Origin of the sequence: Streptomyces composti (genome assembly GCF_012034205.1) — a bacterium.
GTDB classification, from domain to species: Bacteria; Actinomycetota; Actinomycetes; order Streptomycetales; family Streptomycetaceae; genus Streptomyces; species Streptomyces composti.
The window spans coordinates 128,477-153,623 of the sequence record NZ_JAATEM010000007.1 but is presented as its reverse complement, the minus strand read 5'-3'; the positions used below and the strand labels follow the sequence as shown (position 1 = coordinate 153,623).

The 25,147-nt window shown below is 72.2% G+C and carries 19 protein-coding genes and 1 pseudogene; 4 read left to right on the top strand and 16 right to left on the bottom strand.

Annotated features, from left to right (window positions below):
* Positions 1-10 precede the first annotated feature (10 nt).
* Positions 11-511 (top strand): GtrA family protein, encoded by a 501-nt coding sequence (locus HCJ93_RS07880; RefSeq protein WP_240967491.1) that lies wholly within the window; start codon positions 11-13, stop codon positions 509-511.
* Between the two features lie 42 nt (positions 512-553).
* Here the strand turns inward: HCJ93_RS07880 and HCJ93_RS07875 are convergent, their stop codons facing one another.
* Both HCJ93_RS07875 and HCJ93_RS07870 read right to left on the bottom strand, forming a co-directional pair.
* Complete coding sequence (locus HCJ93_RS07875) at positions 554-1,825, bottom strand: sensor histidine kinase (RefSeq protein WP_167992383.1); 1,272 nt, start codon at positions 1,823-1,825, stop codon at positions 554-556.
* A 47-nt stretch (positions 1,826-1,872) separates the two neighbouring features.
* Positions 1,873-2,550 carry a response regulator transcription factor gene (locus HCJ93_RS07870; protein ID WP_167992381.1) on the bottom strand — a complete coding sequence of 226 codons (678 nt, stop codon included), beginning with the start codon at positions 2,548-2,550 and terminating at the stop codon, positions 1,873-1,875.
* Positions 2,551-3,091: 541 nt separating this feature from the next.
* Here HCJ93_RS07870 and HCJ93_RS07865 point away from each other — a divergent pair.
* Positions 3,092-4,588, top strand: a complete 1,497-nt coding sequence (locus HCJ93_RS07865; RefSeq protein ID WP_167992379.1) for an oligopeptide:H+ symporter — start codon at positions 3,092-3,094, stop codon at positions 4,586-4,588.
* Between the two features lie 135 nt (positions 4,589-4,723).
* On the opposite strand, the pseudogene HCJ93_RS29340 reads toward HCJ93_RS07865, so the two are convergent.
* The 3 genes and pseudogenes from HCJ93_RS29340 to HCJ93_RS07855 all read right to left on the bottom strand — a co-directional run.
* Positions 4,724-4,976, bottom strand: a pseudogene (locus tag HCJ93_RS29340) (peptidase); the annotation flags it as partial.
* A 243-nt stretch (positions 4,977-5,219) separates the two neighbouring features.
* Positions 5,220-5,780 carry an ATP-binding protein gene (locus HCJ93_RS07860; protein WP_167992377.1) on the bottom strand — a complete coding sequence of 187 codons (561 nt, stop codon included), beginning with the start codon at positions 5,778-5,780 and terminating at the stop codon, positions 5,220-5,222.
* A 233-nt stretch (positions 5,781-6,013) separates the two neighbouring features.
* Positions 6,014-6,391, bottom strand: coding sequence for an STAS domain-containing protein (locus HCJ93_RS07855; RefSeq protein ID WP_167992376.1), 378 nt, complete (start codon positions 6,389-6,391; stop codon positions 6,014-6,016).
* A gap of 253 nt (positions 6,392-6,644) precedes the next feature.
* Here HCJ93_RS07855 and HCJ93_RS07850 point away from each other — a divergent pair, with 253 nt between their 5' ends.
* Complete coding sequence (locus HCJ93_RS07850; RefSeq protein ID WP_167992374.1) at positions 6,645-7,559, top strand: RNA polymerase sigma factor SigF; 915 nt, start codon at positions 6,645-6,647, stop codon at positions 7,557-7,559.
* Between the two features lie 277 nt (positions 7,560-7,836).
* On the opposite strand, the gene hutI is transcribed toward HCJ93_RS07850, so the two are convergent.
* The 4 genes from hutI to hutU all read right to left on the bottom strand — a co-directional run bounded on the left by hutI (position 7,837) and on the right by hutU (position 13,323).
* Positions 7,837-9,012, bottom strand: a complete 1,176-nt coding sequence (gene hutI / locus HCJ93_RS07845; RefSeq protein WP_167992372.1) for an imidazolonepropionase — start codon at positions 9,010-9,012, stop codon at positions 7,837-7,839.
* Between the two features lie 20 nt (positions 9,013-9,032).
* Positions 9,033-10,373 (bottom strand): formimidoylglutamate deiminase, encoded by a 1,341-nt coding sequence (locus HCJ93_RS07840; protein ID WP_167992370.1) that lies wholly within the window; start codon positions 10,371-10,373, stop codon positions 9,033-9,035.
* Positions 10,370-11,572 carry an allantoate amidohydrolase gene (locus HCJ93_RS07835; protein ID WP_167992476.1) on the bottom strand — a complete coding sequence of 401 codons (1,203 nt, stop codon included), beginning with the start codon at positions 11,570-11,572 and terminating at the stop codon, positions 10,370-10,372. The genes HCJ93_RS07840 and HCJ93_RS07835 overlap by 4 nt, the downstream gene beginning before the upstream one ends.
* A gap of 86 nt (positions 11,573-11,658) precedes the next feature.
* Positions 11,659-13,323: a urocanate hydratase gene (gene hutU / locus HCJ93_RS07830; protein WP_167992369.1), complete on the bottom strand. Its 1,665-nt coding sequence runs from the start codon at positions 13,321-13,323 to the stop codon at positions 11,659-11,661.
* Positions 13,324-13,433: 110 nt separating this feature from the next.
* Here hutU and HCJ93_RS07825 point away from each other — a divergent pair, with 110 nt between their 5' ends.
* Entirely contained in the window at positions 13,434-14,837 is a 1,404-nt protein-coding gene (locus tag HCJ93_RS07825) for a type III PLP-dependent enzyme domain-containing protein (protein WP_167992367.1), read from the top strand.
* A 139-nt stretch (positions 14,838-14,976) separates the two neighbouring features.
* Here the strand turns inward: HCJ93_RS07825 and HCJ93_RS07820 are convergent, their stop codons facing one another.
* The 7 genes from HCJ93_RS07820 to HCJ93_RS07790 all read right to left on the bottom strand — a co-directional run bounded on the left by HCJ93_RS07820 (position 14,977) and on the right by HCJ93_RS07790 (position 25,049).
* Positions 14,977-15,561 (bottom strand): hypothetical protein, encoded by a 585-nt coding sequence (locus HCJ93_RS07820; RefSeq protein WP_167992366.1) that lies wholly within the window; start codon positions 15,559-15,561, stop codon positions 14,977-14,979.
* A 184-nt stretch (positions 15,562-15,745) separates the two neighbouring features.
* The gene (locus tag HCJ93_RS07815) at positions 15,746-16,588 is read right to left on the bottom strand and encodes a MurR/RpiR family transcriptional regulator (protein ID WP_167992364.1); all 843 of its coding nucleotides are present in this window, start codon (positions 16,586-16,588) and stop codon (positions 15,746-15,748) included.
* 111 nt (positions 16,589-16,699) lie between these two features.
* Positions 16,700-20,068 (bottom strand): CARDB domain-containing protein, encoded by a 3,369-nt coding sequence (locus HCJ93_RS07810; protein ID WP_167992362.1) that lies wholly within the window; start codon positions 20,066-20,068, stop codon positions 16,700-16,702.
* Between the two features lie 285 nt (positions 20,069-20,353).
* Positions 20,354-21,364, bottom strand: coding sequence for a LacI family DNA-binding transcriptional regulator (locus HCJ93_RS07805; RefSeq protein WP_167992360.1), 1,011 nt, complete (start codon positions 21,362-21,364; stop codon positions 20,354-20,356).
* Positions 21,365-21,484: 120 nt separating this feature from the next.
* Positions 21,485-23,092 (bottom strand): glycoside hydrolase family 13 protein, encoded by a 1,608-nt coding sequence (locus tag HCJ93_RS07800; protein ID WP_167992358.1) that lies wholly within the window; start codon positions 23,090-23,092, stop codon positions 21,485-21,487.
* A 101-nt stretch (positions 23,093-23,193) separates the two neighbouring features.
* Positions 23,194-24,069, bottom strand: a complete 876-nt coding sequence (locus tag HCJ93_RS07795; protein ID WP_167992357.1) for a carbohydrate ABC transporter permease — start codon at positions 24,067-24,069, stop codon at positions 23,194-23,196.
* A 20-nt stretch (positions 24,070-24,089) separates the two neighbouring features.
* Complete coding sequence (locus HCJ93_RS07790; protein ID WP_167992355.1) at positions 24,090-25,049, bottom strand: carbohydrate ABC transporter permease; 960 nt, start codon at positions 25,047-25,049, stop codon at positions 24,090-24,092.
* Positions 25,050-25,147 lie beyond the last annotated feature (98 nt).

Genomic DNA, 25,147 nt, shown 5'->3' with positions numbered 1-25,147 from the left:
CCTCTAGGCGATGGAACTCGGCTCCTCGGGGCTCCGGCGGCTCTTTCAGGAGGTCGCCCGGTTCGGCGCGGTCGGCGGCGCCGGCCTGCTGGTGAACCTGGGTGTGTTCAACCTGGTCCGTGCGGTCACCGACCTGCAGGTGGTGCGGGCGAGCGTGATCGCCACCGTCGTCGCGATCATCTTCAACTACCTGGGCTTCCGCTACTTCACCTACCGCGACCGGGACAAGTCCGGGCGGACCCGGGAGATGTCGCTGTTCCTGGTGTTCAGCGTGATCGGCCTGGTGATCGAGAACGGTGTCCTCTACACGGCGACCTACGGCTTCGGCTGGGACAGCCGGCTGCAGAGCAACATCTTCAAGTTCCTCGGCATCGGCATCGCCACCCTGTTCCGCTTCTGGTCCTACCGCACCTGGGTGTTCCGCGCCCTGCCGGTGCGTGAGCCGGTGACCGGGCCTCCGGTCGTACACGGAGCGGGACGGCCCGGCCGCGCGGAGCAGCGCGTTCCGTAGGCGCCCGCCTCTCCTTCCGGCTCAGCGAAGTCCGGTGCCGGCTCAGCGGACCGTCTGCCGGTCCGCGTCATCGGACTTCTGCGGCGGGGTGCGGGAGAGGAACAGACCGAAGACCGGGGGCTTGGCCTGGAGCATCTCGAGCCGGCCACCGTCCGCCTCCGCCAGATCCCTGGCGACCGCCAGGCCGATGCCGGTGGAGTTGCGGCCGCTGATCGCCCGCTCGAAGATGCGGGCGCCGAGTTCCTCGGGGACGCCGGGGCCCTCGTCGGTGACCTCGACGACGACCTGGTTGCCGGTGACCCGGGTGCGCAGGGCGACCGTGCCGCCGCCGTGCATCAGCGAGTTCTCGATCAGCGCGGCCAGCACCTGCGCCACCGCGCCCGGGGTTCCGACCGCCCGCAGATTGCGCTTGCCCGAGCTGACGATCGCGCGGCCCGCGCTGCGGTAGGCGGGGCGCCACTCGGCGAGCTGCTGCTGGATCACCTCGTCGAGCTCGAAGGTGACCGCGGAGCCGGTGCGCGGGTCCCGGGAGTTGGTCAGCAGCCGCTCCACCACGTCCGTCAGCCGCTCCACCTGGGTCAGCGCGATGGTGGCCTCCTCCTTCACCGTCGCCAGGTCGTCGGTGAGGGTGATCTCCTCCAGCCGCATGGACAGCGCGGTCAGCGGGGTGCGCAGCTGGTGGGAGGCGTCGGCGGCCAGGCGCCGCTCGGCGGTGAGCATGCGGGCGATGCGTTCGGCGGAGGAGTCCAGCACATCGGCGACCCGGTCCAGCTCGGGCACCCCGTAGCGGCGGTGGCGCGGGCGCGGGTCGCCGGAGCCCAGCCGTTCGGCGGTCTCGGCGAGGTCGGTCAGCGGGGAGGCGAGCCGGTTGGCCTGGCGGACGGCGAGGAGCACCGCGGCGATCACCGCGAGCAGCGCCACCAGGCCGATGATCAGCAGCGTGCGGGCGACCTCCTGGGTCACCGAGGAGCGCGGCTCCTGCACGGTGACCGTCTCGCCCTCCTCGCCGGGAGCGGTGGCGCTGATCACGTCGCCCTCCGGCTTGTCGCCGACCTCTATGGCCGGCCGGCCGGGGATCTTGATGACGGCGTAGCGGTCACCGGTGATCTGGCCGCTGAGGATCTCGGCCGTGACCTGCTCGTCCACGATCAGCCGGCTGTCGACGATGCTGGCCAGCCGGACCGCCTCGGAGCGCACCCGCTCGCGGGCGCTCTCGCTGATGGTGCGCGTCTCGACGATCACCAGGGAGACCCCGAACACGGCGATCACGACGAGCACCACGGCGAGCGTGGACTGGATCAGGCGGCGGCGCATGTCCTCTTACCCACTGCCGGCCCTCGCGGGGCCGGCAGTCCTCTCGGTCAGTTCTTCTCGAAGCGGAAGCCCACGCCGCGCACGGTGGCGATGTAGCGGGGGTTGGCCGCGTCGTCGCCGAGCTTCTTGCGGAGCCAGGAGATGTGCATGTCGAGGGTCTTGGTCGACGACCACCAGGTGGTGTCCCACACCTCGCGCATCAGCTGGTCGCGGGTGACCACCCGGCCGGCGTCCCGGACCAGCACCCGCAGCAGGTCGAACTCCTTGGCGGTGAGCTGCAGCTCCTCGTCGCCCATCCACGCCCGGTGCGACTCCACGTCGATGCGCACGCCGTGCGTGGCGGGCGGCTGCTGCGGCTCGGCCGCGCCGCGGCGCAGCAGGGCCCGCACCCGGGCCAGCAGCTCGGCGAGCCGGAACGGCTTGGTGACGTAGTCGTCGGCTCCCGCGTCCAGGCCGACGACGGTGTCCACCTCGTCGGCGCGGGCGGTCAGGATCAGGATGGGAACCGTGTGTCCGTCGGAGCGCAGGCGCCGGGCGACCTCCAGGCCGTCCATGCCGGGCAGTCCCAGGTCCAGCACCACCAGGTCGACGCCGCCCTGCATTCCGGCGTCGAGCGTGCTGGGGCCGTCCTCGCGCACCTCGACCTCGTAGCCCTCGCGGCGCAGGGCCCGGGCCAGCGGTTCCGAGATGGAGGCGTCGTCCTCGGCGAGCAGTACACGGGTCATGCAGTGATGGTAGTCCCGCCGCGATGCGGCCCGGGGTGTGATCGGCGGGCTCGCTTCTTACCGCTTGCTCACCGGATTCTCACCTCGGCGGCACAGGACGACGAGTGGTCTGGACCCCTCCGTTCCGCCTTCGAGACGGGGGTGCAATCCTGGGAGGACCTTCGAACACGCGAGCGCGGTTCCGGGGAAACCTGTGATCCGTGTCTCAAACCCTTCCATACCAGGCAGTGTCCTGACGTATGGTGAGTCAACGCCTGTTGCACCGCGGGGACCTTTGGCGGAATTCATCGCTGAAGGTCTCTTTTGTGTGCGGGCCGGCTTCCGGCCGGCCCCGGAAGGAATGACCTGTGGCCGGGCCCGGTCCGCGCATCGCCGCGCGGGAAGGGCGTGGATCCCGGTGGTCGCCGTCCGCCGCTCCGCGATCCGGAGCGGACCTCCCTCGGGCGTGGGATGGGACGGCAGGGCCCGCCGGTGCCGGCCGCCGCCCCCCACCGGGCGCGTACACGCTCGCGCGACGCGTCCCGACCAACAAGGAACCACCATGGCGTCCAGCCTGACGAAGGACTCGGTCACCCCGGGCACCCCCGGCTCCGAGAAGACCTTCTTCGGCCACCCCCGCGGACTGGCCACCCTCTTCATGACCGAGATGTGGGAGCGCTTCTCCTACTACGGCATGCGCGCCCTGCTCCCGCTGTACCTCGTCGCTCCGGGCGGCCTGGGTCTCAGCGCCGGCACGGCGACCGCGATCTACTCGGTGTACCTGTCGCTGGTGTACCTGCTCACGATGCCGGGCGGCTGGTTCGGCGACCGCGTGTGGGGTCCGCGCAAGACCGTCGCCGTCGCGGGCGGCATCATCATGCTGGGCCACCTCACGCTGGCCCTGCCCTCCTCCGGCACCTTCTACGCCGGTCTCGGCCTGGTCGCCATCGGCTCGGGTCTGCTGAAGGCCAACATCTCCACGATGGTCGGCCAGCTCTACCACGGTCCGGACGACCCGCGCCGCGACGGTGGCTTCACCGTCTTCTACATGGGCATCAACCTCGGTGCCTTCGGCGCGCCGCTGATCATCGGCACCGTCGGCGAGAACGTGAACTGGCACCTGGGCTTCGCCCTGGCCGCGCTCGGCATGGGTCTGGGTGTCGCCCAGTTCCTGCTCGGCAGCCGTCACCTGGCCGCGCAGTCCAGCGTCGTGCCGAAGCCGCTGTCGGCCGAGGAGAAGAGCACCACGCTGCGCAAGGCCGCCTTCTGGGCCGTCGTCGCCGCCGTGTTCTACGCGATCGTCGGCTTCACCGGCCACTACACGCTGAACTGGGTGCTGGTCCCGCTGACGCTGCTCGGCGTGATCGTGCCGGTGATGGTGCTCACCCGCATCAAGCGCGACAAGTCCCTGGACACCGCCGAGCAGTCGAAGATGTCCGCGTACATCTGGTTCTTCGTCGCCGCCGCCGTGTTCTGGATGATCTACGACCAGGGCGGCTCGACCCTGTCGATCTTCGCCGACTCCTCGGCCGAGAACAGCGTCCTGGGCTGGGAGTTCCCGGTCTCCTGGTACCAGTCGGTCAACCCGGTCCTGATCATGGCGCTGGCCCCGGTCTTCGCCTGGTTCTGGCTGGCGCTGAACCGGCGGGGCAAGGAGCCGAGCACCATCGTGAAGTTCGCCTCCGGTCTGGTGCTGGTCGGTGCGTCCTTCTTCCTGTTCCTCGCTCCGCTGTCCATCGCGGACGGCGGCCACAAGGCCGCGGCGATGTGGCTGGTGGCGATCTACTTCACCCAGACCGTCGGTGAGCTGCTGCTGTCGCCGGTCGGCCTGTCGGTCACCACGAAGATGGCCCCGGTGAAGTACGCCTCGCAGATGATGGGCGTCTGGTTCCTGGCGGTCACCGCCGGTGACGCCACCACGGGTCTGCTGTCCATCGCCGGCGTCGACCTGAACAAGATGGGCATCGTCGCCCTGGAGGCGACGCTGGCCGTGGTCGCCGGTGCCGCGGTGTGGATGTACCGCAAGAAGGTCAAGGCGCTGATGGGCGACGTCCGCTGACGCCGCACGCGCTGTGACGCGGGGCCCTCGCACCCACCGGGTGCGAGGGCCCTTCCTGTGCGGCCGGCCCCGCTCCAGCACGGCCATGGCCGCCCGGCAGAGGGCGACGGGGACCGTCAGGAGAGCGAGGGTCCGCGCGCCCCCGCCCAGTCCCAAGGGGCCGGAGGAGACGCCCTTCTGCCAGGACATGGTGACGCGGTGACCGCTGCCGCTGCGTCCCGCCTCGACGTTCGATGGGAGAGACCGCGCTCTTGTCTCCGATCGGCGTCTTGCGCGGGTGGTCGACGTCGACGACCTCCGCCTGCACGGCGGGAGCGGTCAGCAGCACCGTGGACCCGGCCAGAACGACGGCGGACGCGAGGGCGGCGGTCCGGTTCCGGTACGACACGGTCCCCTGCCTTCCTGGCTTCTGACGCCTCGCCAGATGGCGGTCACGGTGCGCCGGGGACCTCGAGGAGGGAAGAGACGTGACACGCCCGGTCGGGTGCGGCCGCGCGCCGAGGCGATCAGGGCGGAGGCGAGGAAGGCGCAGGAAAGACGCGGGAAGGAGAAAGGAGAAGACGAGGAAAAGGAAGGGCGCCGCTTGCGGGGCGGCGCGCGGGGTGTGCGGTGCGTCGGTCGGGGCGGCGGGCTACGCGGGGGCGCCCAGCTCCGCCCAGACCGTCTTGCCGGCGACGCCCGGTGTGCGGACGACGCCCCAGTCCAGGCAGAGGCGCTGGACGATGAACATGCCGTGACCGCCGGGGCGGCCTGCGCGGTGCGGGGTGCGCGGGGCAGGCTGGCCCGTGCCGCGGTCGGTGACCTCCAGGCGGATCACCTTGTTGTCACAGGTGAGGGTGAGCCGGTCCGGACCCTCGGCATGCAGGCAGGCGTTGGTGACCAGTTCGGAGACGACGAGCAGGACGTCCTCGGCGGCGGCCCGCTGGTCGGCGGTGGCCGCGGGCAGCCAGCCCCAGGCGTGCAGCGCCTGGCGGGTGAAGTCGCGCGCGAGCGGCACCACACCGCTCTGGCCTTCGAAACTCAGCCGACGGACCTGCCGGCCCGTGGCGGCCCCGGACGACCCCGGCGCGCCGGCGGGCGCCGCGACGCCCCCGTCGGCGGCGTCCGCCACCGCGCCGCCCCCGGACGCGCCGGAAGCGCCGCCGGGCTCCGGACCGCGGTCGCCCGGCGAGTAGGGCCGGGTGGTGCTCATCAGCGCTTCACCTCACCGATTCACCGGTTCACGATTAAAAAATCCGTATCTCAGTCAGTCACGCAGTGCGCGGCGCGTTCGGTTCACTGCACCCCTGCGACCACGGCGGCCGACACGTTCAGGATGTCTCCTGCCCGGGGGACCCGAGGGGACACCCCCGTATTCATACGAAAAGACGCGCCTGGGCTCCGGACCGCGGAACCCGGGGCGGTGCCCCGCCCCGGCCGCGCGGGTCATCCGGAGTCGTCGGCCAGGGCGGCCTCGAGGGTGTCGTGGACCGCGAAGACGGCGTCCGCCCCCGTGATCTCGAACACCCTCGCGACGACGGGCTGCATCCCGACGAGATGCACTCCGCCCCCGGCGGCCTCGGCCTTCAGCCGGGCCCCGAGCAGCACGTTGAGCCCGGTGGAGTCGCAGAACTCCAGCCGGGAGCAGTCGATGACAAGCCGGTTCAATCCCTTGGCGAGGCAGTCCTCCAGTGGCTCACGCAACAGATCGGCGGTGTGGTGATCCAACTCACCCGCCGGAGTCACGACGGCACTGGGGCCCTCTTGTCGCACCTCGACCAGAAGCCGGCCCGACTGTGCGCTGCCGACCGTCCCGCGGTCCATGCCGTCTCTCTCTCCCGACCTCGTGTCTGCTTTGCTGACGCCCTCGAACACTACGCCCTCCGGCGGTGGTCCGGCACCATAACAATCACGCAGAAACGGACATACCCGAACAGAACGCACTTGCGACCGGCTTGTCGGAGCGGGTAGGGCTAGTAAGAACACGTACCCGACACGGCCGGCTTTGGAGGCGCCGCACACCGCAGTGCACGTTCTGGCTTCGGCAGCCATATGCCGAGAACGATGGAGGACACCCATGTCACCCCGGCTCGACGCATCGCGTACCCCGAAAGCGACGTCGACACTCCCTGAGGAACATCTGGATCCCATCGAGCAGGACGACATGAGTGTCGTCCAGGACGATCTACTCGCCGGACTCCCGGAGATCCCCCCGTACGACACGGTCGAGGCGGTCGACGCACGGGCCCTGTCCCGCACTCTCTTCGAACGCCTGGAGTCGCTCGAGGAAGGCACCCACGAGTACTCCTACGTCCGCAACACCCTCGTCGAACTCAACCTCGCCCTGGTCAAGTTCGCCGCCTCCCGCTTCCGCTCCCGCAGCGAGCCGATGGAGGACATCATCCAGGTCGGCACCATCGGCCTGATCAAGGCCATCGACCGGTTCGAGCTGTCGCGCGGTGTGGAGTTCCCCACGTTCGCGATGCCGACCATCATCGGCGAGATCAAGCGCTTCTTCCGCGACACCTCGTGGTCCGTGCGGGTGCCGCGCCGCCTCCAGGAGCTGCGCCTCGACCTGGCCAAGGCCGGTGACGAACTGGCACAGAAGCTCGACCGCGCGCCCACCGTGACCGAACTGGCCGAGCGCCTCGGCATCTCCGACGACGAGGTCGTCGAGGGCATGGCGGCGTCGAACGCCTACACCGCCTCCTCGCTGGACGCCCAGCCCGAGGAGGACGACGCCGAGGGCGCCCTGGCCGACCGGATCGGCTACGAGGACCACGGCCTCGAAGGCATCGAGTACATCGAGTCGCTCAAGCCGCTGATCGCCGAACTGGCGCCGAGGGACCGGAAGATCCTGTCGCTGCGTTTCGTGGCCGGGATGACCCAGTCGGAGATCGGCGAGGAGCTGGGCATCTCCCAGATGCACGTCTCCCGGCTGCTGTCGCGCACCCTGATGCGGCTGCGCAAGGCACTGACCGTGGAGGAATGAGCGGCGCCCGGGCGCAGGCCCGGAGCAGGCCGGCAGCAGCCGGCCACCGTGATCGACCGACCGCGCCCCGCGCCCTGTCGGCGCCGGATGTCCCTGGCCGTACCGGCCGGGGGCACCGGGTGCCGTCCGGGCGCGGGGCGCGCCGCGTTCTCCCCTGTTCCGGCTCCCCCTCCCCCGCCGGGCTGCGCGTGCCCTGCGGACCCGCGGTCGCCTCCCCCCTCCCGGCGCCCTGGCGCCGCCACTCAGCTCTCCGCGGGCCCGCGTGCTGTGCTGATGCTCACACCACCCGTACGCCGGCCCGCCACACGCCGCTGACCAGGGGCACGCCCGGGCGGTAGGCCAGGTGGACGTGGCTGGGGGCGTCGAGCAGGGTCAGGTCGGCGCGGGCACCCACGGCGAGGTGGCCGATGTCGGTCCGGCGCAGGGCCCTGGCGCCGCCCGCGGTGGCGGACCACACCGCCTCGTCCGGTGTCATGCCCATCTCCCGCACGGCGAGCGCGATGCAGAACGGCATCGAGGAGGTGAAGGACGAGCCGGGGTTGCAGTCCGTGGACAACGCCACGGTGGCGCCCGCGTCCAGCAGGCGGCGGGCGTCGGGCCACTGGGCACGGGTGGAGAACTCGGCGCCGGGCAGCAGGGTGGCGACGGTGCGGCCGCCGGCCAGGGCGTCCACATCGGCGTCGGTGAGGTGGGTGCAGTGGTCGGCGCTGGCCGCGTCCAGCTCGACGGCCAGCTGCACACCGGGACCGTAGGAGAGCTGGTTGGCGTGGACGCGGGGGTGCAGGCCCCTCTCCTTCCCGGCGGTGAGGATCGCCCGGGCCTGGTCGCCGTCGAAGGCGCCCTGCTCGCAGAAGACGTCGATCCACCGGGCGTGCGGGGCGCAGGCGTCCAGCATCTCGCCAGTGACCAGGGCGACATAGCCGGCCGGGTCCTCGGCGTACTCGGGGGCGACGATGTGCGCGCCGAGGAAGGTCACCTCGTCGGTGTGGCGGGCGGCCAGGCGCAGGGCGCGGGCCTCGTCGCCGACGGTCAGGCCGTAGCCGGACTTGGTCTCGAAGGTGGTGGTGCCCTGGCGGAGTGCCTCGGCGAGCAGGCGGGTGAGGTTCGCCTCGAGTTCCGCGTCGGTGGCGGCCCGGGTGGCCGCGACGGTGGTACGGATGCCGCCCGCGCTGTAGGGGCGGCCGGACATGCGGGCGTTGAACTCCTCGGTGCGGTCGCCGGCGAAGACCAGGTGGGAGTGCGAGTCGACGAAGCCCGGCAGGACCGCGCGGCCGCCGGCGTCGACCCGCTTGTCGGTGGCGGGTGCTTTGCTGGATGCACCGGTCCAGGCGATGCGGTCGCCCTCGATGACGACAGCCGCGTCCCGGACCAGGCCCAGGGGTGAATCGCCGTGGCGGGAGGGGTCGTTGGTGACCAGTGTGGCGATATTGGTGATGACGGTGCTGCTGCTCATGGCGTCCTCGTGGGGGGTCGTCAGGCGCGCAGGGCCTCGACGGCCTGTGCGAGGGCGTGCGGTACGTCGGGCACCCGGGTGTGCGTCCCGTCGCGTACGACGTGCCGGCCGCCCACGACGGTGTGCCGTACGTCGGCCGCGGTCGCGGCGAATACGGCCGTCTCGGCGCCGAGTCGGGGCAGCGGCCCCGCTGTTCTGACCGAGTCCAGGGTGATGGTGGTGAGGTCGGCGAGGGCGCCGGGTTCGATGCTGCCCGCCCGGTCCCAGCCGAGGGCGGCGTGGCCGTCGGCGGTGGCGGCGCGCAGCAGGGCGTTCGCCGTCCAGTGGCCGCGGGTGCGGGTGCGCAGCCGCTCGTTCAGCTCCATGGCCCGGGCTTCTTCGAACATGTCGATCACGGCGTGGCTGTCGGAGCCGAGGGAGAGCGAGGAGCCCTGCCGCTGGAGTTCGGCGGCGGGCCCGATGCCGTCGGCGAGGTCGCGTTCGGTGGTGGGGCACATGCAGGTGCCGGTGCCGCTGCCGCCGATCAGGGCGATGTCCTCGCCGGTGAGGTGGGTGTTGTGCACGCCGGTGGTGCGCGGGCCGAGCACTCCGTGGTCGGCGAGCAGCCGGGTGGGGGTGCATCCGTGGGCCTGGAGGCAGGCGTCGTTCTCGGCGGTCTGCTCGGACAGGTGCACATGCAGCGGGGCCCGCCGCTCCTCGGCCCAGCCCGCCACGGTCGCCAACTGGTCGGCCGGCACGGCCCGCACGGAGTGGACGGCCGCCCCGATCCTGGCGTGCTCGCGCTCCTTGAGGAGGGAGCAGCGGGCGGCCCAGGCCTCGGCGGTGCCGTCGGAGAAGCGCAGCTGGTGGGTGGTGGGCGGCGCTCCGAAGCCGGAGGAGAGGTAGGCGGTGTCGAGGAGGGTGATGCGGATCCCGGCGTCGGCGGCGGCCTCGATCAGCGCCTCCCCCATCGCGTTGGGGTCGTCGTAGCGGGTCCCGCCGGGCGCGTGGTGTACGTAGTGGAACTCGCCGACGCAGGTGATGCCGGCGAGGGCCATCTCCGCGTACACCGCGCGGGCCAGCCGGTAGTAGCTCTCCGGGGTGAGGCGGTGGGCCATCGCGTACATGACCTCCCGCCAGGTCCAGAAGGTGCCGGAGCCGACCTGGACGAAGCAGCGCAGCGCCCGGTGGAAGGCGTGGCTGTGGGCGTTGGCGAGTCCGGGCAGGGTCAGGCCCCGCAGCACCACGGCTCCTGGCGGCGGCAGGGGGCTGTCCGGGGTGAGGGTGTGGATGCGTCCGTCGCGGACGTCGAGCCGCACGCCCGGCTCGACGCGGTCGCCGAGCCAGGCGTGCTCGAGCCAGTACGTCGTCGTCGCGGTCACCGGCAGGCCAGTCCTTCCAGTACGTCGGCGAGGGCCAGCACCCCGGCCACGCAGTCGTCCTCCTCGGCCCGTTCCGCCGGGGAGTGCGAGACGCCGGTCGGGTTGCGCACGAACAGCATGGCGGTGGGGACGGCGTCGGCGAGGATTCCGGCGTCGTGTCCGGCGCCGGTGCCGAGCACGGGCACCTTCAGCTCCCGGTTTGTGCCGAGGATGCGGGCGAGTTCGTCGCGCAGGGCGTGGTCGAACTCGACGACGGGGGTGAAGGACTCACGGGTGACGTCCAGGCCGACGCCATGGGCGGCGGCGTGCTCGCGGGCCGCCGCCTCGATGCCCTCGATCACCGTGTCCAGGCTGCCCTGCTCGGGAGCGCGGGAGTCGAGCCAGCCGCGCACCAGGGCGGGGATGGCGTTGACGCCGTTGGGCTCCACCGCGATCTTGCCGAAGGTGGCGACCGCACCGGCGAGCCGGGCCTCGCGGCGGGCGGCGAGGACCGTCTCGGCGTAGGGCAGCATGGGGTCGCGCCGGTCCTGAAGGCGGGTGGTGCCGGCGTGGTTGGCCTCGCCGCGGAAGTCGAAGCGCCAGCGGCCGTGCGGCCAGATGGCGCCGGCCACGCCCACCGGGTCGCCGGTCAGGTCGAGGGCGCGCCCCTGTTCGACATGCAGCTCGACGAACGCGCCGATCCGGGCCAGCCGTTCCGGGTCGGGCCCGATGGCGTCGGGGTCATGTCCCGCGGCCTCCATGGCCTTCGGCAGGGTGATGCCGTCGCCGTCGGTGAGCCGGTGCGCCTGCTCGCGGGTGAGCCGTCCGGCGGTGAGCCGGGAACCGACGCAGGCGAGCCCGAAGCGGGCGCCCTCCTCGTCGCCGAAGTTGACGATGCCGAGCGGGCGGGTCAACCGCGCGCCGCGTGCGCGCAGTTCGTCGAGCGCGGCGAAGGCGGAGACCACCCCGAGAGGTCCGTCGAAGGCGCCGCCGTCGGGCACGGAGTCCAGGTGCGACCCGGTGACCACGGCGTCGCCGGCGGCGGGATCACCGGCCCAGGCCCACTGGTTGCCGTTGCGGTCGGTCTCGTAGGTCAGGCCGCGGGCGCGGGCCTGCTCCCGGAACCAGGCCCGGCACTCGGCGTCGGCGGGGGTCCAGGCGTAGCGCCGGTAGCCGCCGGTGCCGGGGTGGCGCCCGACGGGGAGCAGCTCGCGCCACATGGCGTGGAACGAGCCGGCCGGTCCGGGCGCCGCCGGACGCCCGGCCCCGTCGCCGCCGAGGGTCTCGTGCTCGGTCCCGGTGCCGCTCACTGCGGGCCGCCCTCGCGCATCGGCACCCGCACACCCCGCTGCTCGGCCACGGACTCGGCGATCTCGTAGCCCGCGTCGACGTGCCGGATGACCCCCATGCCGGGGTCGTTGGTGAGCACCCGGCGGATCTTCTCCCCGGCCAGCGCCGTGCCGTCGGCGACCGTCACCTGGCCGGCGTGCAGGGAGCGGCCCATGCCGACGCCGCCGCCGTGGTGGATGGAGACCCAGGAGGCGCCGGAGGCGACGTTCACCATGGCGTTCAGCAGCGGCCAGTCGGCGATGGCGTCGGAGCCGTCCAGCATCGCCTCGGTCTCCCGGTAGGGGGAGGCGACGGAACCGCAGTCCAGGTGGTCGCGGCCGATGACGACCGGTGCGGCCAGCTCGCCGCTCGCGACCATGTCGTTGAAGCGCTCGCCGGCCTTGTCGCGCTCGCCGTAGCCGAGCCAGCAGATGCGGGCGGGCAGCCCCTGGAAGTGCACCCGCTCCCCCGCCATGCGGATCCAGCGGGCGAGGGACTCGTTCTCCGGGAAGAGGTCGAGGATGGCGCGGTCGGTCCTGGCGATGTCGGCCGGGTCCCCGGAGAGCGCGGCCCAGCGGAAGGGGCCCTTGCCCTCGCAGAACAGCGGCCGGATGTAGGCGGGGACGAAGCCGGGGAAGGCGAACGCCCGCTCGTATCCGGCGAGTTTCGCCTCGCCGCGGATGGAGTTGCCGTAGTCGAAGACCTCGGCGCCGGCGTCCTGGAAGCCGACCATGGCCTCGACGTGCTTGGCCATGGACTCGCGGGCGCGGGCGGTGAAGCCCGCCGGGTCCTTCCCGGCCTCCTCCGCCATGTCCTCGAAGGCCATGCCGAGCGGCAGGTAGGTCAGCGGGTCGTGGGCGGAGGTCTGGTCGGTCACGACGTCGATCGGGGCGCCCATCGCCAGCAGCTGCGGCACCAGTTCGGCGGCGTTGCCGAGGACGCCGACGGACAGCGGGCGGCGGGCGTCGCGGGCCTCGACGGCGAGCTGCAGCGCGTGGTCCGGGCTGTCGGCCTTCACATCGAGGTAGCGGTGCTCGATCCGCCGGTCGATGGCCCGCGGGTCGCAGTCGATGCAGATCGCGACGCCGTCGTTCATGGTCACGGCGAGCGGCTGGGCGCCGCCCATGCCGCCGAGGCCGGCGGTGAGGGTGATGGTCCCGGCGAGGCTGCCGCCGAACCGCTTCGCGGCGACGGCGGCGAAGGTCTCGTAGGTGCCCTGGAGGATGCCCTGGGTGCCGATGTAGATCCAGGATCCCGCCGTCATCTGCCCGTACATGGTCAGGCCGAGGGCCTCCAGGCGGCGGAACTCCTCCCAGGTGGCCCAGTCGCCGACGAGGTTGGAGTTGGCGATGAGGACGCGCGGCGCCCACTCGTGGGTCTGCATGACGCCGACGGGGCGGCCGGACTGGACGAGCATCGTCTCGTCCTGCTTGAGGGTCTTCAGCGTGCGGACCATGGCGTCGAAGGAGCGCCAGTCCCGGGCGGCCTTGCCGGTGCCGCCGTAGACGACGAGCTTGTCGGGGTGCTCGGCGACCTCCGGGTCGAGGTTGTTCTGCAGCATCCGCAGGGCGGCCTCCTGCTGCCAGCCCAGGGCGCTCGGCTGCGTGCCGCGCGGTGCCCGGACGGTGCGGGGTCCTGACATGTCTGCCTCCTCATCGCGTGTTACTGCAGATATTCACATACTCAGCTCCTGAATAGAGCTAGTCAATACATGGGGGTGCCGCCGTACGGGCGGGTCGGGTGTTTGGCTGGATGCATGGGTCAGGAGAGCCAGGAGACGAACAGCTGCGACGGGAGGGGCGAACGGTGAGCCATGAGGAAAGCCGGTCGGCACGACGGGACCGGGCCGTGCGGCAGGCCGTGGAGCAGGGGCTGCTCGGCCCGGACCGGCCCATCGTGGCGCTGCTCGACGTCACCGGCATCCGGCAGTCCGCGGCAGGGCTGCGCGCCGCGTTCGAGGCGGTGGCGGCACCCGGCACGCGGATCCTGCACGCGTTCGCCGTGAAGGCGGCACCGCTGGTGCCGGTGCTGCGGCTGCTGCGGGACGAGGGCGTCGGCGCCGAGGTGGCGAGCCCGGGCGAGCTGGCGCTGGCCCGGGCTGCGGGGATCGCACCGGAGCGGACGGTGCTCGACTCGCCCGCCAAGACCCCGGCGGAGCTGCGCGAGGCGCTGGCGCTGGGCATCGCCGTCAACGCCGACAATCCGCAGGAGCTGGCCCGCATCGACGCCCTGGTGGGCGCCGGCACGCCCCGCTCACCGCTCGGGCTGCGGGTGAATCCGCAGCTCGGGTCCGGTGCCATCGAAGCGCTGTCCACCGCCACCGCGACCAGCAAGTTCGGGGTGGCGCTGCGCGACGAGGGGGCGCGGGAGTGGGTCGTGCGGGCGTATCTGGAGCGGCCCTGGCTGACCCGGCTGCACGCGCACACCGGCTCGCAGGGCGTGGCGCTCGAGCTGATGGCACGCGGGGTCGCGGAGACCTACGAGCTCGCGGAGGAGATCAACCGGCGGGCGGGCCGGCGGCAGGTGGACACCCTCGACATCGGCGGTGGGCTGCCGGTGAACTTCGCCTCGGAGGCGATCACCCCGACGTACGGGGCGTATGCGCGGGTGCTGCGGGACACGGTGCCGGGGCTGTTCGACGGGCGGTACGGGATCGTCACCGAGTTCGGGCGGTCCCTGCTGGCCAAGCACGGCACGCTCCTCGCCCGGGTGGAGTACGCCAAGCGGGCGGGCGGCCGGCCGGTGGCGGTGACGCACGCGGGCGTGCAGGTGGCCACGCGCACCGTCTACGCGCCCCAGGAGTGGCCGCTCAGGATCGCCGCCTACGACGCCAAGGGGCTGCCGAAGCAGGGGCCCGCGGTGGAACAGGACATCGCGGGCCCCGCCTGCTTCGCGGGCGACCTGCTGGCCCGGGAGTACCCGCTGCCGCTGCTGGAGCAGGGCGACTACGCGGCGGCCCTGGACACCGGCGCGTACTACTTCGCCCACCACTACGCCTACAACTCGCTGCCCCGCCCGGCCGTCCACGGCTTCGTCGCGGACGAGTCGGGTGAGGTCTCCTTCGCCCTGGTCCGCCCCGCCCAGACGACGGAGGAGATCGTCCGGGAGTCGGGCGGCGACCACGCGGACGCGCTGGTGGAAGGGCTGGGGGGCTGAGAGCGCGGGAACCGGGGTCCTGAGCACGGGCGAGGGCCCGCCGGCGTGCGGCGGGCCCTCGCCCGATGCGTGTGTGCCCCGGGCCCTCGCCCGGTGATGGCGTGCCCCCGGGTCCCCGCCCGGTGACCGGGCGTCCCGGTCAGGCCATCGCCGGGGTCTTGCGGCGGGAGCCGCCCGGCTTGGCGTCGCCGGCCGCGATGCCCGTGGTGCGGTAGGCCTTGACCGCCTTGCCGGCCGGGTTGCCCGCGGCGCGGCCGAGCCAGTCGACCCGCACCCACAGCAGGTGGTCGCCGGCCTTCTCCAGGCGGCCGATCCAGGAGGCCTTCAGCCACAGGCCCACCCCGCACCCGGCGAGCAGCAGACCGCCGGCGGCCGGGGCCGCGAGCGCGCTGCCCAGCGCGGCGAGGAAGGCGAGCAGCAGCCACCAGCGGTGCCCGCGCCGCCAGTTGCGGGCGGTCACCGCGCGGTCCTGGAGCACGTCGTGCCTGCCCGCACGGGCCGCCCCGCGGGCCAGCTCGCGGTAGCGTCCGCGCCGCAGGAGGGCGACCACGGCGGCCGCCACGATGAACAGGGCGGCACCCGCGAGCACGCCGATCCGGCGCCCGGTCAGTCCCGGCACCGACAGACCGACGCCCGCGGCGAAGACTCCCAGCCACCACAGCGGCGCGGCCCCGGCCCGTACCACGACGGCCACCCGAGCCAGCCCCTGACCTCCGCGCGACACCTTCCAGCCTCCCGTCTCACATCCGATGCACGTCCGACGCACGGTCCGACAGCGGTCCCCGGTGAAAGCCGAGGAACCCTGAGGAACCCTGAAGAAGCGGTACCAGAAGAAGTACCAACTGCGGCACGTTAGCGACAGAAGCTGAGACGAGTCTGAGAACGCCGGGCGGGAGCCGGCGCGGGCCTCACTCCACGAACAGCCCGCGGGCCGCCGCCTTGGCGTCGAACTCCTCCAGCCGCGCCTGGGCGTCCGGCAGCTCGTCGCACATGGCCTCCAGCAGCACCCGGCCCAGCAGCATCGGCGCGCACGCGGTGTCGAAGACGAGCCCGGTGCCGACGGGGGCGGGCAGCAGCAGATCGGACACCTTGGCGACCGGCGCGAAGGCGGAGTCGGCGACGGTGACCACGGTCAGGCCCGACTCCTTGGCGTACGCGAGGGTGTCCACGACCTCCCGGGGGTGCCGGGGCAGCGCGAAGCAGAGCAGGGCACCGGCACCGGCGCGCACGGCGGCGTCGATGCGGTCGTGCAGCACGGAGCCGCCCTCGTCCAGCAGCCGCACGTCCGGGTGGACCTTGGCGGCGAAGTAGGCGAAGCCGTGCGCCTGGGCGGCGGCCGCGCGCAGCCCGAGCACCGGCAGCGGACGGCTCTGGGCCAGCAGGCGGCCCGCCCGCTGCACGGGCACGGGGTCGCCCAGCGCCTCCGCGAGATGCCGCAGATTCTGGATCTCCGCCTCGACGGCCTGCTGGTACTCGTTGACGGTGCCGTCGTCGGGCACGGGCTCGGCCGGGGCGACCTCCCGCAGATGGCGGCGCAGGGCCGGGTAGCCGTCGAAGCCGAGGGCGACGGCGAAGCGGGTCACCGAGGGCTGGCTGACCCCGGCCAGCTCGGCCAGTTCGACGCTGGACAGGAACGGCACGTCGGCGGCGCGGCGCACCATGCTGTGGGCGATGCGCCGCTGGGTCGGCGTCAGCCGGTGCCCCTCGAACAGCGCCTGAAGGCGCGCGGCAGGGCTGTCGGCGGCGCTCATGACGTGCTCCCCCTCGGAACTATTCACTCTCCGCAACTCTTGCATGCCGTTATACAGCCGCGGCGCCCGCCGCACGACCTGGTTCGGCGGGCGCCTCGGATGCGAGGGGCTTCAGGTGCGGTCGATGACGAACTGCGAGCCGGGTTCGGTCACCACCTCCCCCTCGGCGCAGCCGGTGATGGACACGTCGGTGAGGGTGGCGTTGCCGCGGGCGCCGCCCATGGCGAGGACGCCGGCGCCGTTGACGCAGCCGTCGATGCGGACGCCGGAGATCTGCACGTCCGGGGTGGTGCCGCTGCCCGTCTTGAACTGGATGCCGTCGTAGGTGGAGTCGTGGATCTCGGTGTCCCGGATGGTGACGCCCGGGATGTCCGGCCCCTGCGCGAACAGGGTGATGGCGCCGAACTCCTGCTCCTCGTTCCAGAACGCGCCGCCCGTGCGGTGGAGGACGTTGCCCGCGATCAGGGTCTGGCCGGAGAAGGGCAGCGGGTCGTGGTCGGTGGCCAGCATGATCCCGGGGTAGGTCATGGTGTCCGCGACGACGTTGTTCTCGACGGTGTTGCCGTAGCCGCCGTAGATCGCGATGCCGTTGGCCCGCCAGGGCAGCTGGACGGTGTTGTTGCGGAAGTGGTTGTCGTGGCCGATGTCCACCGAGGGGTCCTTCACGTACCGGTTGGCCCAGACCGCGAGGGCGTCGTCTCCGGTGTTGCGGAAGGAGGAGTTGTAGACGGTGGAGTTGCGGGTGCCGTTGGTGAAGTTGATGCCGTCGGCGTAGGTGTTGCGGATCCGCATGCCGGTGAACTCCAGTCCGTCGCCGGGGTTCCACAGCTCGGGGATGTTGGCGTAGTCGCGGCCGACCCAGACCCCGACGTTGGCGTGCTCGATCCACACATTGCTGATCTTCGTGTTCTTGCCGAAGCGGCCGTTGAGCCCCACTCCGCCCTCGGCGTTGCCGTCGCCGCCGCGGATGGTGCCGGAGCCGAAGATGGCGATGTCGGAGATTGTGGTGTTGTCGTCGATGTCGAAGCCGAAGTTGCCCTCGTGCGGGTGGTTGATGCCGCCCGCCTCGTGCGGCGGGGTGAGGGTGTAGAGCTGGCTGTGCCACATGCCGGCGCCGCGGATGGTGACGTCCCGGATGCCGACCTGGTTGTACTCGCCGCGGTCGAGCGGGTCGTCGGTGAGGATCTTCTGCTCCTGCCGCCACTGCCCGGCGGGGATCCACACGCAGTCGATGTCGCCCCTCTGGTCGGCGGTGACCGCCCGCTGGATGGCGTCGGTGTCGTCGATCCCGTCGTTCGGCACGGCGCCGTACTCGGTGATCGAGGTGCAGGAGGCGGGCTTCTCGGCCGGGGGTGCCACCTGCTCCAGGTCGATCAGGTCGACGACGTAGAAGCCGGCCCGGTCGTCGGCGTCGCGCTGCAGCCGGAAGGTGGTGCCCGCCGGGTAGGTGCGGCTGAGCAGCGCGTGCGCCTCGTCGAACAGGCGCCGGGCGTCGCCCCCCGGCCGGTTGGTCAGGCCCTCGGGCAGGTCGGTGTTGCCGTACAGCCAGCTGTGCTTGGAGGACAGGGTCAGCTTCCGTACGAATGTGCCGTCGGCGTAGAGGCTGAGGGTGGCCTCCTGGCCGCCGCCGCCCGGCGCGTCCGGGATGGAGTTGCGGACCACGATGGAGTTGGCGGCGTTCACCGAGGTGAACTCGACGTGGTCGCCGGTGTCGTCGAGGCGGACCGACCTGCGGCCCGAGGACTCGGTGCCGAAGTTGGTGTGCCCGAAGGTGCGCTTCTTGTCGGCGGTCAGCAGCGTGCCCTCGTAGCGGCCGTCCTCGGCCTCGTACTCGGTGTACGGCACGGCGGCGCCCCGGCCGACGACGATCGAGCGGGAGAAGACGTTGTTGTCCTCGTCGGTCTCCGCCACGACGTCGGTGGCGTCGGCGGTGGCGGTGAGCGTGGCGCCGCCGTCGGTCGCCTTCCAGGTGCCGTCGAGGGCGACGTCGGCCGTCTCGCCCGCGGCGATCGACGGGGCCCTGCCCTCGAGAGTGGTCTCGCCCGCGGTCAGCCGGGTGACGGTGCCTGCCGGGACGGAGGTGGTGCCGCGGTTGTGCACCGCCACGGTGAAGGAGACCAGGGCTCCGGTGGCGGGGGCGGACGGGTTGCTGGTGATGCCGGTGACGCGCAGGTCGGGGCCGGGGCTCCGGGTGACGGTCAGTTCGCCGTCCGCGGTGCGGCTGTTGTTGCTGTTGTCCGACTCGGCGACGGTGTCACCGGGGTCGGCGACCGCGGAGACGGTGTAGGAGCCCGCGGGCCGCTTGCCGAGGGGGACGTCCGCCGTGTGGGAGGCCCCGGCGTCGAGCGCCGGGACGGGGGCGGAGCCCGCGACGGTGCCCTCGACGCTGACGTCCACCGTGGTCGCGGGTGCGGGTTCGCTGCCCGCGTTGCGGACGGTGACCTCGGCCGTGATCTCGTCCTTCTCCGACGGCTTCTCCGGTGTCCAGGTCAGGCCGGTGACGACGAGGTCCGGGGCGGGCGCCGCGGTGCCGATCACCTGGATCTCGGCGACCTGCACGCCGGGCGCACCGGAGTTGGCGAAGCCGGTCAGCCGCAGGTCGGACACCCGGCCGGTCACCGGGACGGTGACGGTGTTGCTGTCCTCGGCCGGGCTGAAGGCGTAGTCGGCGCGGGCCTTCAGGGTGCTGAACTCGTCGGCGCCCTGGGCCCGTCCGAGGATCTGCAGGGACTGGGTGCGCGGGCCCCAGATCTCGTCCGGGTTCAGTTTCAGCACGACCGCGGAGACGTCCGCGTCGGCGCCGAGCTTCACGGTCAGGCTCGCCGGGAAGCCCGCCGACTCCCAGTAGGTGCCGGTGTCGCCGTCATTGGCGTTGGTCGCCACGTAGTTCTGGGCGGCCGAGGTGGCCTCGACCGGCTTGCCGCGCGCCAGGTCGGTCCCGTCGGCCGGGGGTGCGGCGGGTCCGCCGTCGCCGTAGACCTCCAGCTCGGACAGCTGGGCGGCGTTCCAGCCGGTGTTGGCGGTCACCTGGATACGGACGTAGCGGGCCTCGGCGGACGGCAGGTCGAGGGTGACGGCGTTGGCCTCGGAGGGGGTGAAGGCGTGGGCGCGGCCGGACGCCAGGGTGCTGAAGGACTCGCCGTCAGCGCTGCCGAGCACGGCGAGCGTCTGGTCGCGCGCCTCCCAGGTGGCGGGCAGTTTCAGGGTGACGCGGTCCAGTTCGGCCGAGCGGCCGAGGTCCACCTCGATCCACTGCGGGAAGGCGCCGGCCGGGCCCTCCCAGTAGGTCTGCTGGCTGCCGTCCGTGACATTGAGCGCCGGGTGAGCGCCGTGCGCTCCCTGGGCGGTGGCCGTGCGGCCGAGGGCGAGATTGGTCTCTTCCGCCGCCGCGTGCGCGGGGGCGGGCATCAGGCCGAGGGCGATCAGGCCCGCTGTCAGCAGTCCCGCCCCCAGCCGTCTGCTCGGGTGTGTGCCTTTCATGGTGGCCTCTCCAGCCTCTCCACGTTCCGGGCGCGGGCCGCGACCGGCTCCGCATGCCGGTTGGACAGTGATGACACGACACGTTCTTGAGTGATTCTGTTCTGAATTTGCGTTACTGGCGCCACAGGTTTCTACCGCGTGAAGGTGTTGTCAACGGTTCTGTCAGTGCCGCAACAAGAAAACCCCGGAACACCAAAGGCGTTCCGGGGCTCGCGCGGACCGGGAGGGGCCGGCGGAAGGCGGCAGCGCGCGGTCCGGCCGGGAGAACGGCGGGACGGCGGCGGATCAGCGGGACGGCGGCGGCGCGGTCGAGCCGCGGACCACCAGTTCGGGCTCGAACAGCAGCTCACCGGGGTTGGCCTGGGTGCCCTGGATCTGGGCACCGAGCAGATCGACCACGGCCCGGCCCATCGCCTCGATGGGCTGGCGGACGGTGGTCAGCGGAGGCTCGGTGCAGGTCATGAAGGCGGAGTCGTCGAAGCCGACCACCGACACGTCCGCCGGCACCTTGAGCCCGCCGCGGCGGGCGGCCCTGATCGCCCCCAGGGCCAGCGGATCGCTGGCGCAGACGATGCCGGTGACGCCCCGGGACAGCAGCCGCGTGGCCGCGGCCTGCCCGCCCTCCAGCGAGAAGATCGACCGCTCCACGCGCTCCTCGGGCAGCTCCCCGCCCGACTCCTTCGCCGCCGCCCGTGCGGCCTCGAGCTTGCGGCGGGAGGGCACATGGTCGGCGGGGCCGAGCACCATCCCGATCCGCTCGTGGCCCAGCGAGGCCAGATGCCGCCAGGCCTGCTCCACCGCGACCGCGTCGTCGCAGGCCACACAGGGGAAGTCCAGCCCCTCGATGGAGGCGTTGACCAGGACCACCGGGATCTTGCGCTCCGCCAGCCGGTGGTAGTGCTCGTGCGGCGCGTCGGCCTGGGCGAACAGACCGCCGGCGAAGACCACTCCGGAGACCTGCTGCTGGAGCAGCAGATCCACGTAGTCGGGCTCGGAGACACCGCCCTTGGTCTGGGTGCACAGCACGGGGGTCAGCCCCTGCTGCGCCAGCGCGCCCCCGATGACCTCGGCGAACGCCGGGAAGATCGGGTTCTGCAGCTCCGGCAGCACCAGGCCGACCAGCCGGGCGCGCTCGCCGCGCAGCTGGGTCGGCCGCTCGTACCCGAGGACGTCGAGCGCGGTGAGCACGGACTGGCGCGTCGCCTCGGACACCCCGGGCTTGCCGTTGAGCACCCGGCTGACCGTGGCCTCGCTGACCCCGACCTTCTTCGCCACCTGAGCAAGTCGTCGCGTCATGGACGCAAGGCTAGCGCAAATTGCGCAAGAGGATTGCGGTCGTTCGCGTCGGCTGGGGCCTCCGCCTGGCGCAAGCGCGTTGCAAGAGACGACGGGCGTACCGCAGGGGTACGGGAGGTCTCAGGCACGCAGCCACACCGCCGTGTCGGCCGGCAGGCCACCGTCGGAGGTGAGCGGCCCGCTGGACAGCAGCAGCTCCCGGTGCGGCGGAAGCGCGATCGGACGCCCGGCGAGGTTGACCACGCACAGCAGTCCCTCCTCGCGGGCGAAGGCCAGGACGCCCTCGGCCGCCGGGAGCCAGGTCAGGGTGCCGTCGCCGAACCCCTTCTCGGACCGGCGCAGCCGCAGTGCCCGGCGGTAGAGGGTGAGCATCGAGTGCGGGTCGGCGCTCTGGCGGTCGACGGCGTAGCGCGCCCAGTCGGCCGGCTGGGGCAGCCAGGGCTCGGCGCCGGAGCCGAAGCCGTACCACCGCGCCTCCGCCTCCCAGGGCAGCGGCACCCGGCAGCCGTCGCGGCCGGGGTCGGTGCCGCCGGAGCGGAAGTGCATGGGGTCCTGGATGCGCTCGCGCGGGATGTCGGCCTCCGGCAGTCCCAGTTCCTCTCCCTGGTACAGGTACACCGAGCCGGGCAGGGCCAGGGTGAGCAGGGCGGCGGCGCGGGCGCGGCGGGTGCCCAGCTCCAGATCGGCCGGGACGCCGAAGCGCTTGGCGGCGAAGTCGAACCCGGTGTCCTCGCGGCCGTAGCGGGTGACGGTGCGGGTGATGTCGTGGTTGCTGAGCACCCAGGTCGCGGGCGCCCCGACGGGGGCGTGCTCGGCGAGGGTGTCGTCGATGGCGCGGCGCAGCCGGCCCGGTTCCCAGGGGCAGGTGAGGAAGGTGAAGTTGAAGGCGGTGTGCAGTTCGTCGGGGCGCAGGTAACGGGCGAAGCGCTCGGCGTCGGGCAGCCAGACCTCGCCGACGAACACGGCGCCGTACTCGTCGGCGATCGCCCGCCAGGAGCGGTAGATGTCGTGCAGCCCGTCCTGGTCGATGAACGGGCAGGGATCGGTGCCTTCCACGTAGTCGGGCAGCTCGGGGTCCTTCACGAGGAGCGCGGCGGAGTCGATGCGGACGCCTGCGACCCCGCGGGAGAACCAGAAGCGCAGCACCTCCTCGTGCTCCCTGCGGACGTCCGGGTGGGCCCAGTTGAGGTCGGGCTGCTCGGGGGCGAACAGGTGCAGGTACCACTCGCCGTCGGGCACCCGGGTCCAGGTGCCGCCGGCGAACTGCGAGGGCCAGTCGTTGGGCGGGAGCTCCCCGTGCGCGCCGCGGCCGGGACGGAAGTGGAACCGCTCCCGCTCGGGACTGCCGGGCCCGGCCTCCAGCGCGGCCCGGAACCACGGGTGCCGGTCGGAGACGTGGTTGGGGACGATGTCGACGATCACTCCGATGCCGAGCTCGGCGGCCTCGGCGATCAGCTTCTCCGCCTCGTCGAGAGTGCCGAAAAGCGGATCGACGGCGCGGTAGTCGGCGACGTCGTAGCCGCCGTCGACCATCGGGGAGGCGTACCAGGGCGTGAACCACACGGCGTCCACGCCCAGGCCGGCGAGGTGGGGCAGCCGCGCCCGGAATCCGGCGAGGTCACCGGTGCCGTCGCCGTCACCGTCGGCGAAGCTGCGGGGATACACCTGGTAGATCACGGCGTCGCGCCACCAGTCGGCGGCACGGCGGGACGGATGAGGGGCTGCCACGGGCGTTCCTTTCGGGCAGGGGTGGTACTCCGCCGTCGTCCAGGGCGGCTGGATGCCGGGTACCCGGGACGGCGGCGGAGGCTCGGGGCGGGAGGGAGCCGTCAGCCCTTGAGGCTGCCGGCGGTCAGGCCGCTCATGATGTTGCGCTGGAAGATCAGGAAGATGATCAGCGCCGGCAGGGAGGCGATGGTGAGCGCCGCGATGAGGACGTTCACCGGGACGCCGTTGGAGAGCGAGTAGATGCCGACGTTGAGGGTCTGCTTGGCGGGGTCGGGCAGGGTGAGCATGGGCCAGAGGAAGTCCTTCCAGACGCCGACCACCGCGAAGATCGACACCACGCCGAGCACGGGCCGCGAGATCGGCAGCACGATCGACCACAGCACCCTGAGCGGGGAGGCTCCGTCCATGGCGGCGGCGTCCAGCAGTTCCTTGGGCACGGAGTCGAAGAAGCGCTTCAGCAGGAAGATGTTGAAGGCGTTGGTGACCGAGGGCAGCCAGATCGCCCAGGGCGTGTTGAGCAGGTTCCGCTCGACGACCGGCACATCGAGGACCGTCAGGTACTGGGGCACCACCAGCACGGTCGCCGGAATCATCAGCGTGGCCAGCATCATGCCGAGGATCGCCTTGCCGAACAGCGGGCGCAGCCGGGACAGCGAGTAGGCGGCGGCCACGTCGAGCACCAGCTGGAAGGCGAGCGCGCCGAAGGCGTAGTAGAGGGTGTTCAGGAGCAGGGTGGACAGGTCCATGACGTCCCAGGCCTGGCTGTAGTTGCCGGGGGTGAAGGACTCGGGCACCAGGGTCGGCGGCGTCCTGATCACCTCCTGGGCGTCCTTGAACCCGCTGGAGATCAGCCAGTACAGGGGCCCGAGGAAGGCCAGGGTGAAGCCGCCGGTGACCAGGGCGAAGACCGCCCGGTACAGGCGCTTCCCGCGGGGCCTGGCGAGCTGGGCCGGTGAGATGAGCGTGCGCGTGGACATGGTGGGTCTCCCCCGCTCCCCTAGGCGTCCTCGGTGCGGCTGAGCCGGACGTACGCGGCCGAGAATCCGGCCAGCAGGACGAGCAGCATCAGGCCGAGGGCCGCCGCGGCACCGTAGTCGTTGAAGTTGAAGGCGTACTGGTAGATCAGGTGGACGACCGTCGTGGTGGACCCCTCGGGGCCGGCGCCGCCGGTGAGCAGGAAGGGCTCCACGAAGACCTGCATGGTGGCGATGATCTGCATCAGCAGCATCAGGGAGAGCACCAGCCGGGTCTGCGGGACGGTGACGTGCCAGATCTTGCGCAGCAGCCCGGCGCCGTCGAGTTCGGCCGCCTCGTACAGCTCGCCGGGGATGTTCTTCAGCGCGGCGAGGTAGATCAGGGTGGCGCCGCCCATGTTCATCCAGGTCGAGGCGATGACCAGGGAGACCATCGCGATGTCCGCGTCCTGCAGCCACTGCTGCTCGGGCAGGTGGAGCAGGCCGAGCAGCTCGTTGAGCAGGCCGTAGCCGGGGTCGTAGAGGTACTGGAAGAGCAGCACGGCCGCGACCGGCGGGAGCATCACCGGCAGATAGACCAGCAGCCGCAGATAGCCCTGGCCGTGGCGGAACTCGTTGATGACGAGGGCCAGGACGAAGGGCACCACGAAGCCGAGAAGCAGCGCCAGGACGGTGAACCAGAGGGTGTTGCGCCAGGCCTGCCAGAACGCCGGGTCGTTGATCACGGTGGTGAAGTTGTCCAGGCCCACCCAGACGGTCCGGCCGTTCTCGGTGCTCTGGAAGGCCAGGAAGAACTCACGGATCATCGGGTACCAGGAGAAGACCGCGAAGCACAGCACCGCGCCGATCAGGAAGGCGTGGGCGGTCAGATGGCGCCGCAGGGCCAGGGTGAACCGGCCGCCGCCGGGGGGTGTCTCCGTCCGGCGCGGCGCCGGGGTGCGGGGTGGTCCCGCCTTGCTCGGGGTGAGGCTCGGGGCCGCCATGGTCGCTCCTCGCTGCTGGTCGTGGCGGTGACTGCTGCCGGGTGCGGTGCGCCGGGCGGGGCGGCGGGACAGGGAGGGCTCCCGGCCCCGCCCGGTGC

What these genes read in the sequence shown, in the direction of transcription:
- HCJ93_RS07880 (WP_240967491.1), top strand. Translation starts at nt 11, where the DNA reads ATGGAACTCGGCTCCTCGGGGCTCCGGCGGCTCTTTCAGGAGGTCGCC.
- HCJ93_RS07875 (WP_167992383.1), bottom strand. Translation starts at nt 1,825, where the DNA reads ATGCGCCGCCGCCTGATCCAGTCCACGCTCGCCGTGGTGCTCGTCGTG.
- HCJ93_RS07870 (WP_167992381.1), bottom strand. Translation starts at nt 2,550, where the DNA reads ATGACCCGTGTACTGCTCGCCGAGGACGACGCCTCCATCTCGGAACCG.
- HCJ93_RS07865 (WP_167992379.1), top strand. Translation starts at nt 3,092, where the DNA reads ATGGCGTCCAGCCTGACGAAGGACTCGGTCACCCCGGGCACCCCCGGC.
- HCJ93_RS07860 (WP_167992377.1), bottom strand. Translation starts at nt 5,780, where the DNA reads ATGAGCACCACCCGGCCCTACTCGCCGGGCGACCGCGGTCCGGAGCCC.
- HCJ93_RS07855 (WP_167992376.1), bottom strand. Translation starts at nt 6,391, where the DNA reads ATGGACCGCGGGACGGTCGGCAGCGCACAGTCGGGCCGGCTTCTGGTC.
- HCJ93_RS07850 (WP_167992374.1), top strand. Translation starts at nt 6,645, where the DNA reads ATGTCACCCCGGCTCGACGCATCGCGTACCCCGAAAGCGACGTCGACA.
- hutI (WP_167992372.1), bottom strand. Translation starts at nt 9,012, where the DNA reads ATGAGCAGCAGCACCGTCATCACCAATATCGCCACACTGGTCACCAAC.
- HCJ93_RS07835 (WP_167992476.1), bottom strand. Translation starts at nt 11,572, where the DNA reads ATGTGGCGCGAGCTGCTCCCCGTCGGGCGCCACCCCGGCACCGGCGGC.
- hutU (WP_167992369.1), bottom strand. Translation starts at nt 13,323, where the DNA reads ATGTCAGGACCCCGCACCGTCCGGGCACCGCGCGGCACGCAGCCGAGC.
- HCJ93_RS07825 (WP_167992367.1), top strand. Translation starts at nt 13,434, where the DNA reads ATGCATGGGTCAGGAGAGCCAGGAGACGAACAGCTGCGACGGGAGGGG.
- HCJ93_RS07815 (WP_167992364.1), bottom strand. Translation starts at nt 16,588, where the DNA reads ATGAGCGCCGCCGACAGCCCTGCCGCGCGCCTTCAGGCGCTGTTCGAG.
- HCJ93_RS07810 (WP_167992362.1), bottom strand. Translation starts at nt 20,068, where the DNA reads ATGAAAGGCACACACCCGAGCAGACGGCTGGGGGCGGGACTGCTGACA.
- HCJ93_RS07805 (WP_167992360.1), bottom strand. Translation starts at nt 21,364, where the DNA reads ATGACGCGACGACTTGCTCAGGTGGCGAAGAAGGTCGGGGTCAGCGAG.
- HCJ93_RS07795 (WP_167992357.1), bottom strand. Translation starts at nt 24,069, where the DNA reads ATGTCCACGCGCACGCTCATCTCACCGGCCCAGCTCGCCAGGCCCCGC.
- HCJ93_RS07790 (WP_167992355.1), bottom strand. Translation starts at nt 25,049, where the DNA reads ATGGCGGCCCCGAGCCTCACCCCGAGCAAGGCGGGACCACCCCGCACC.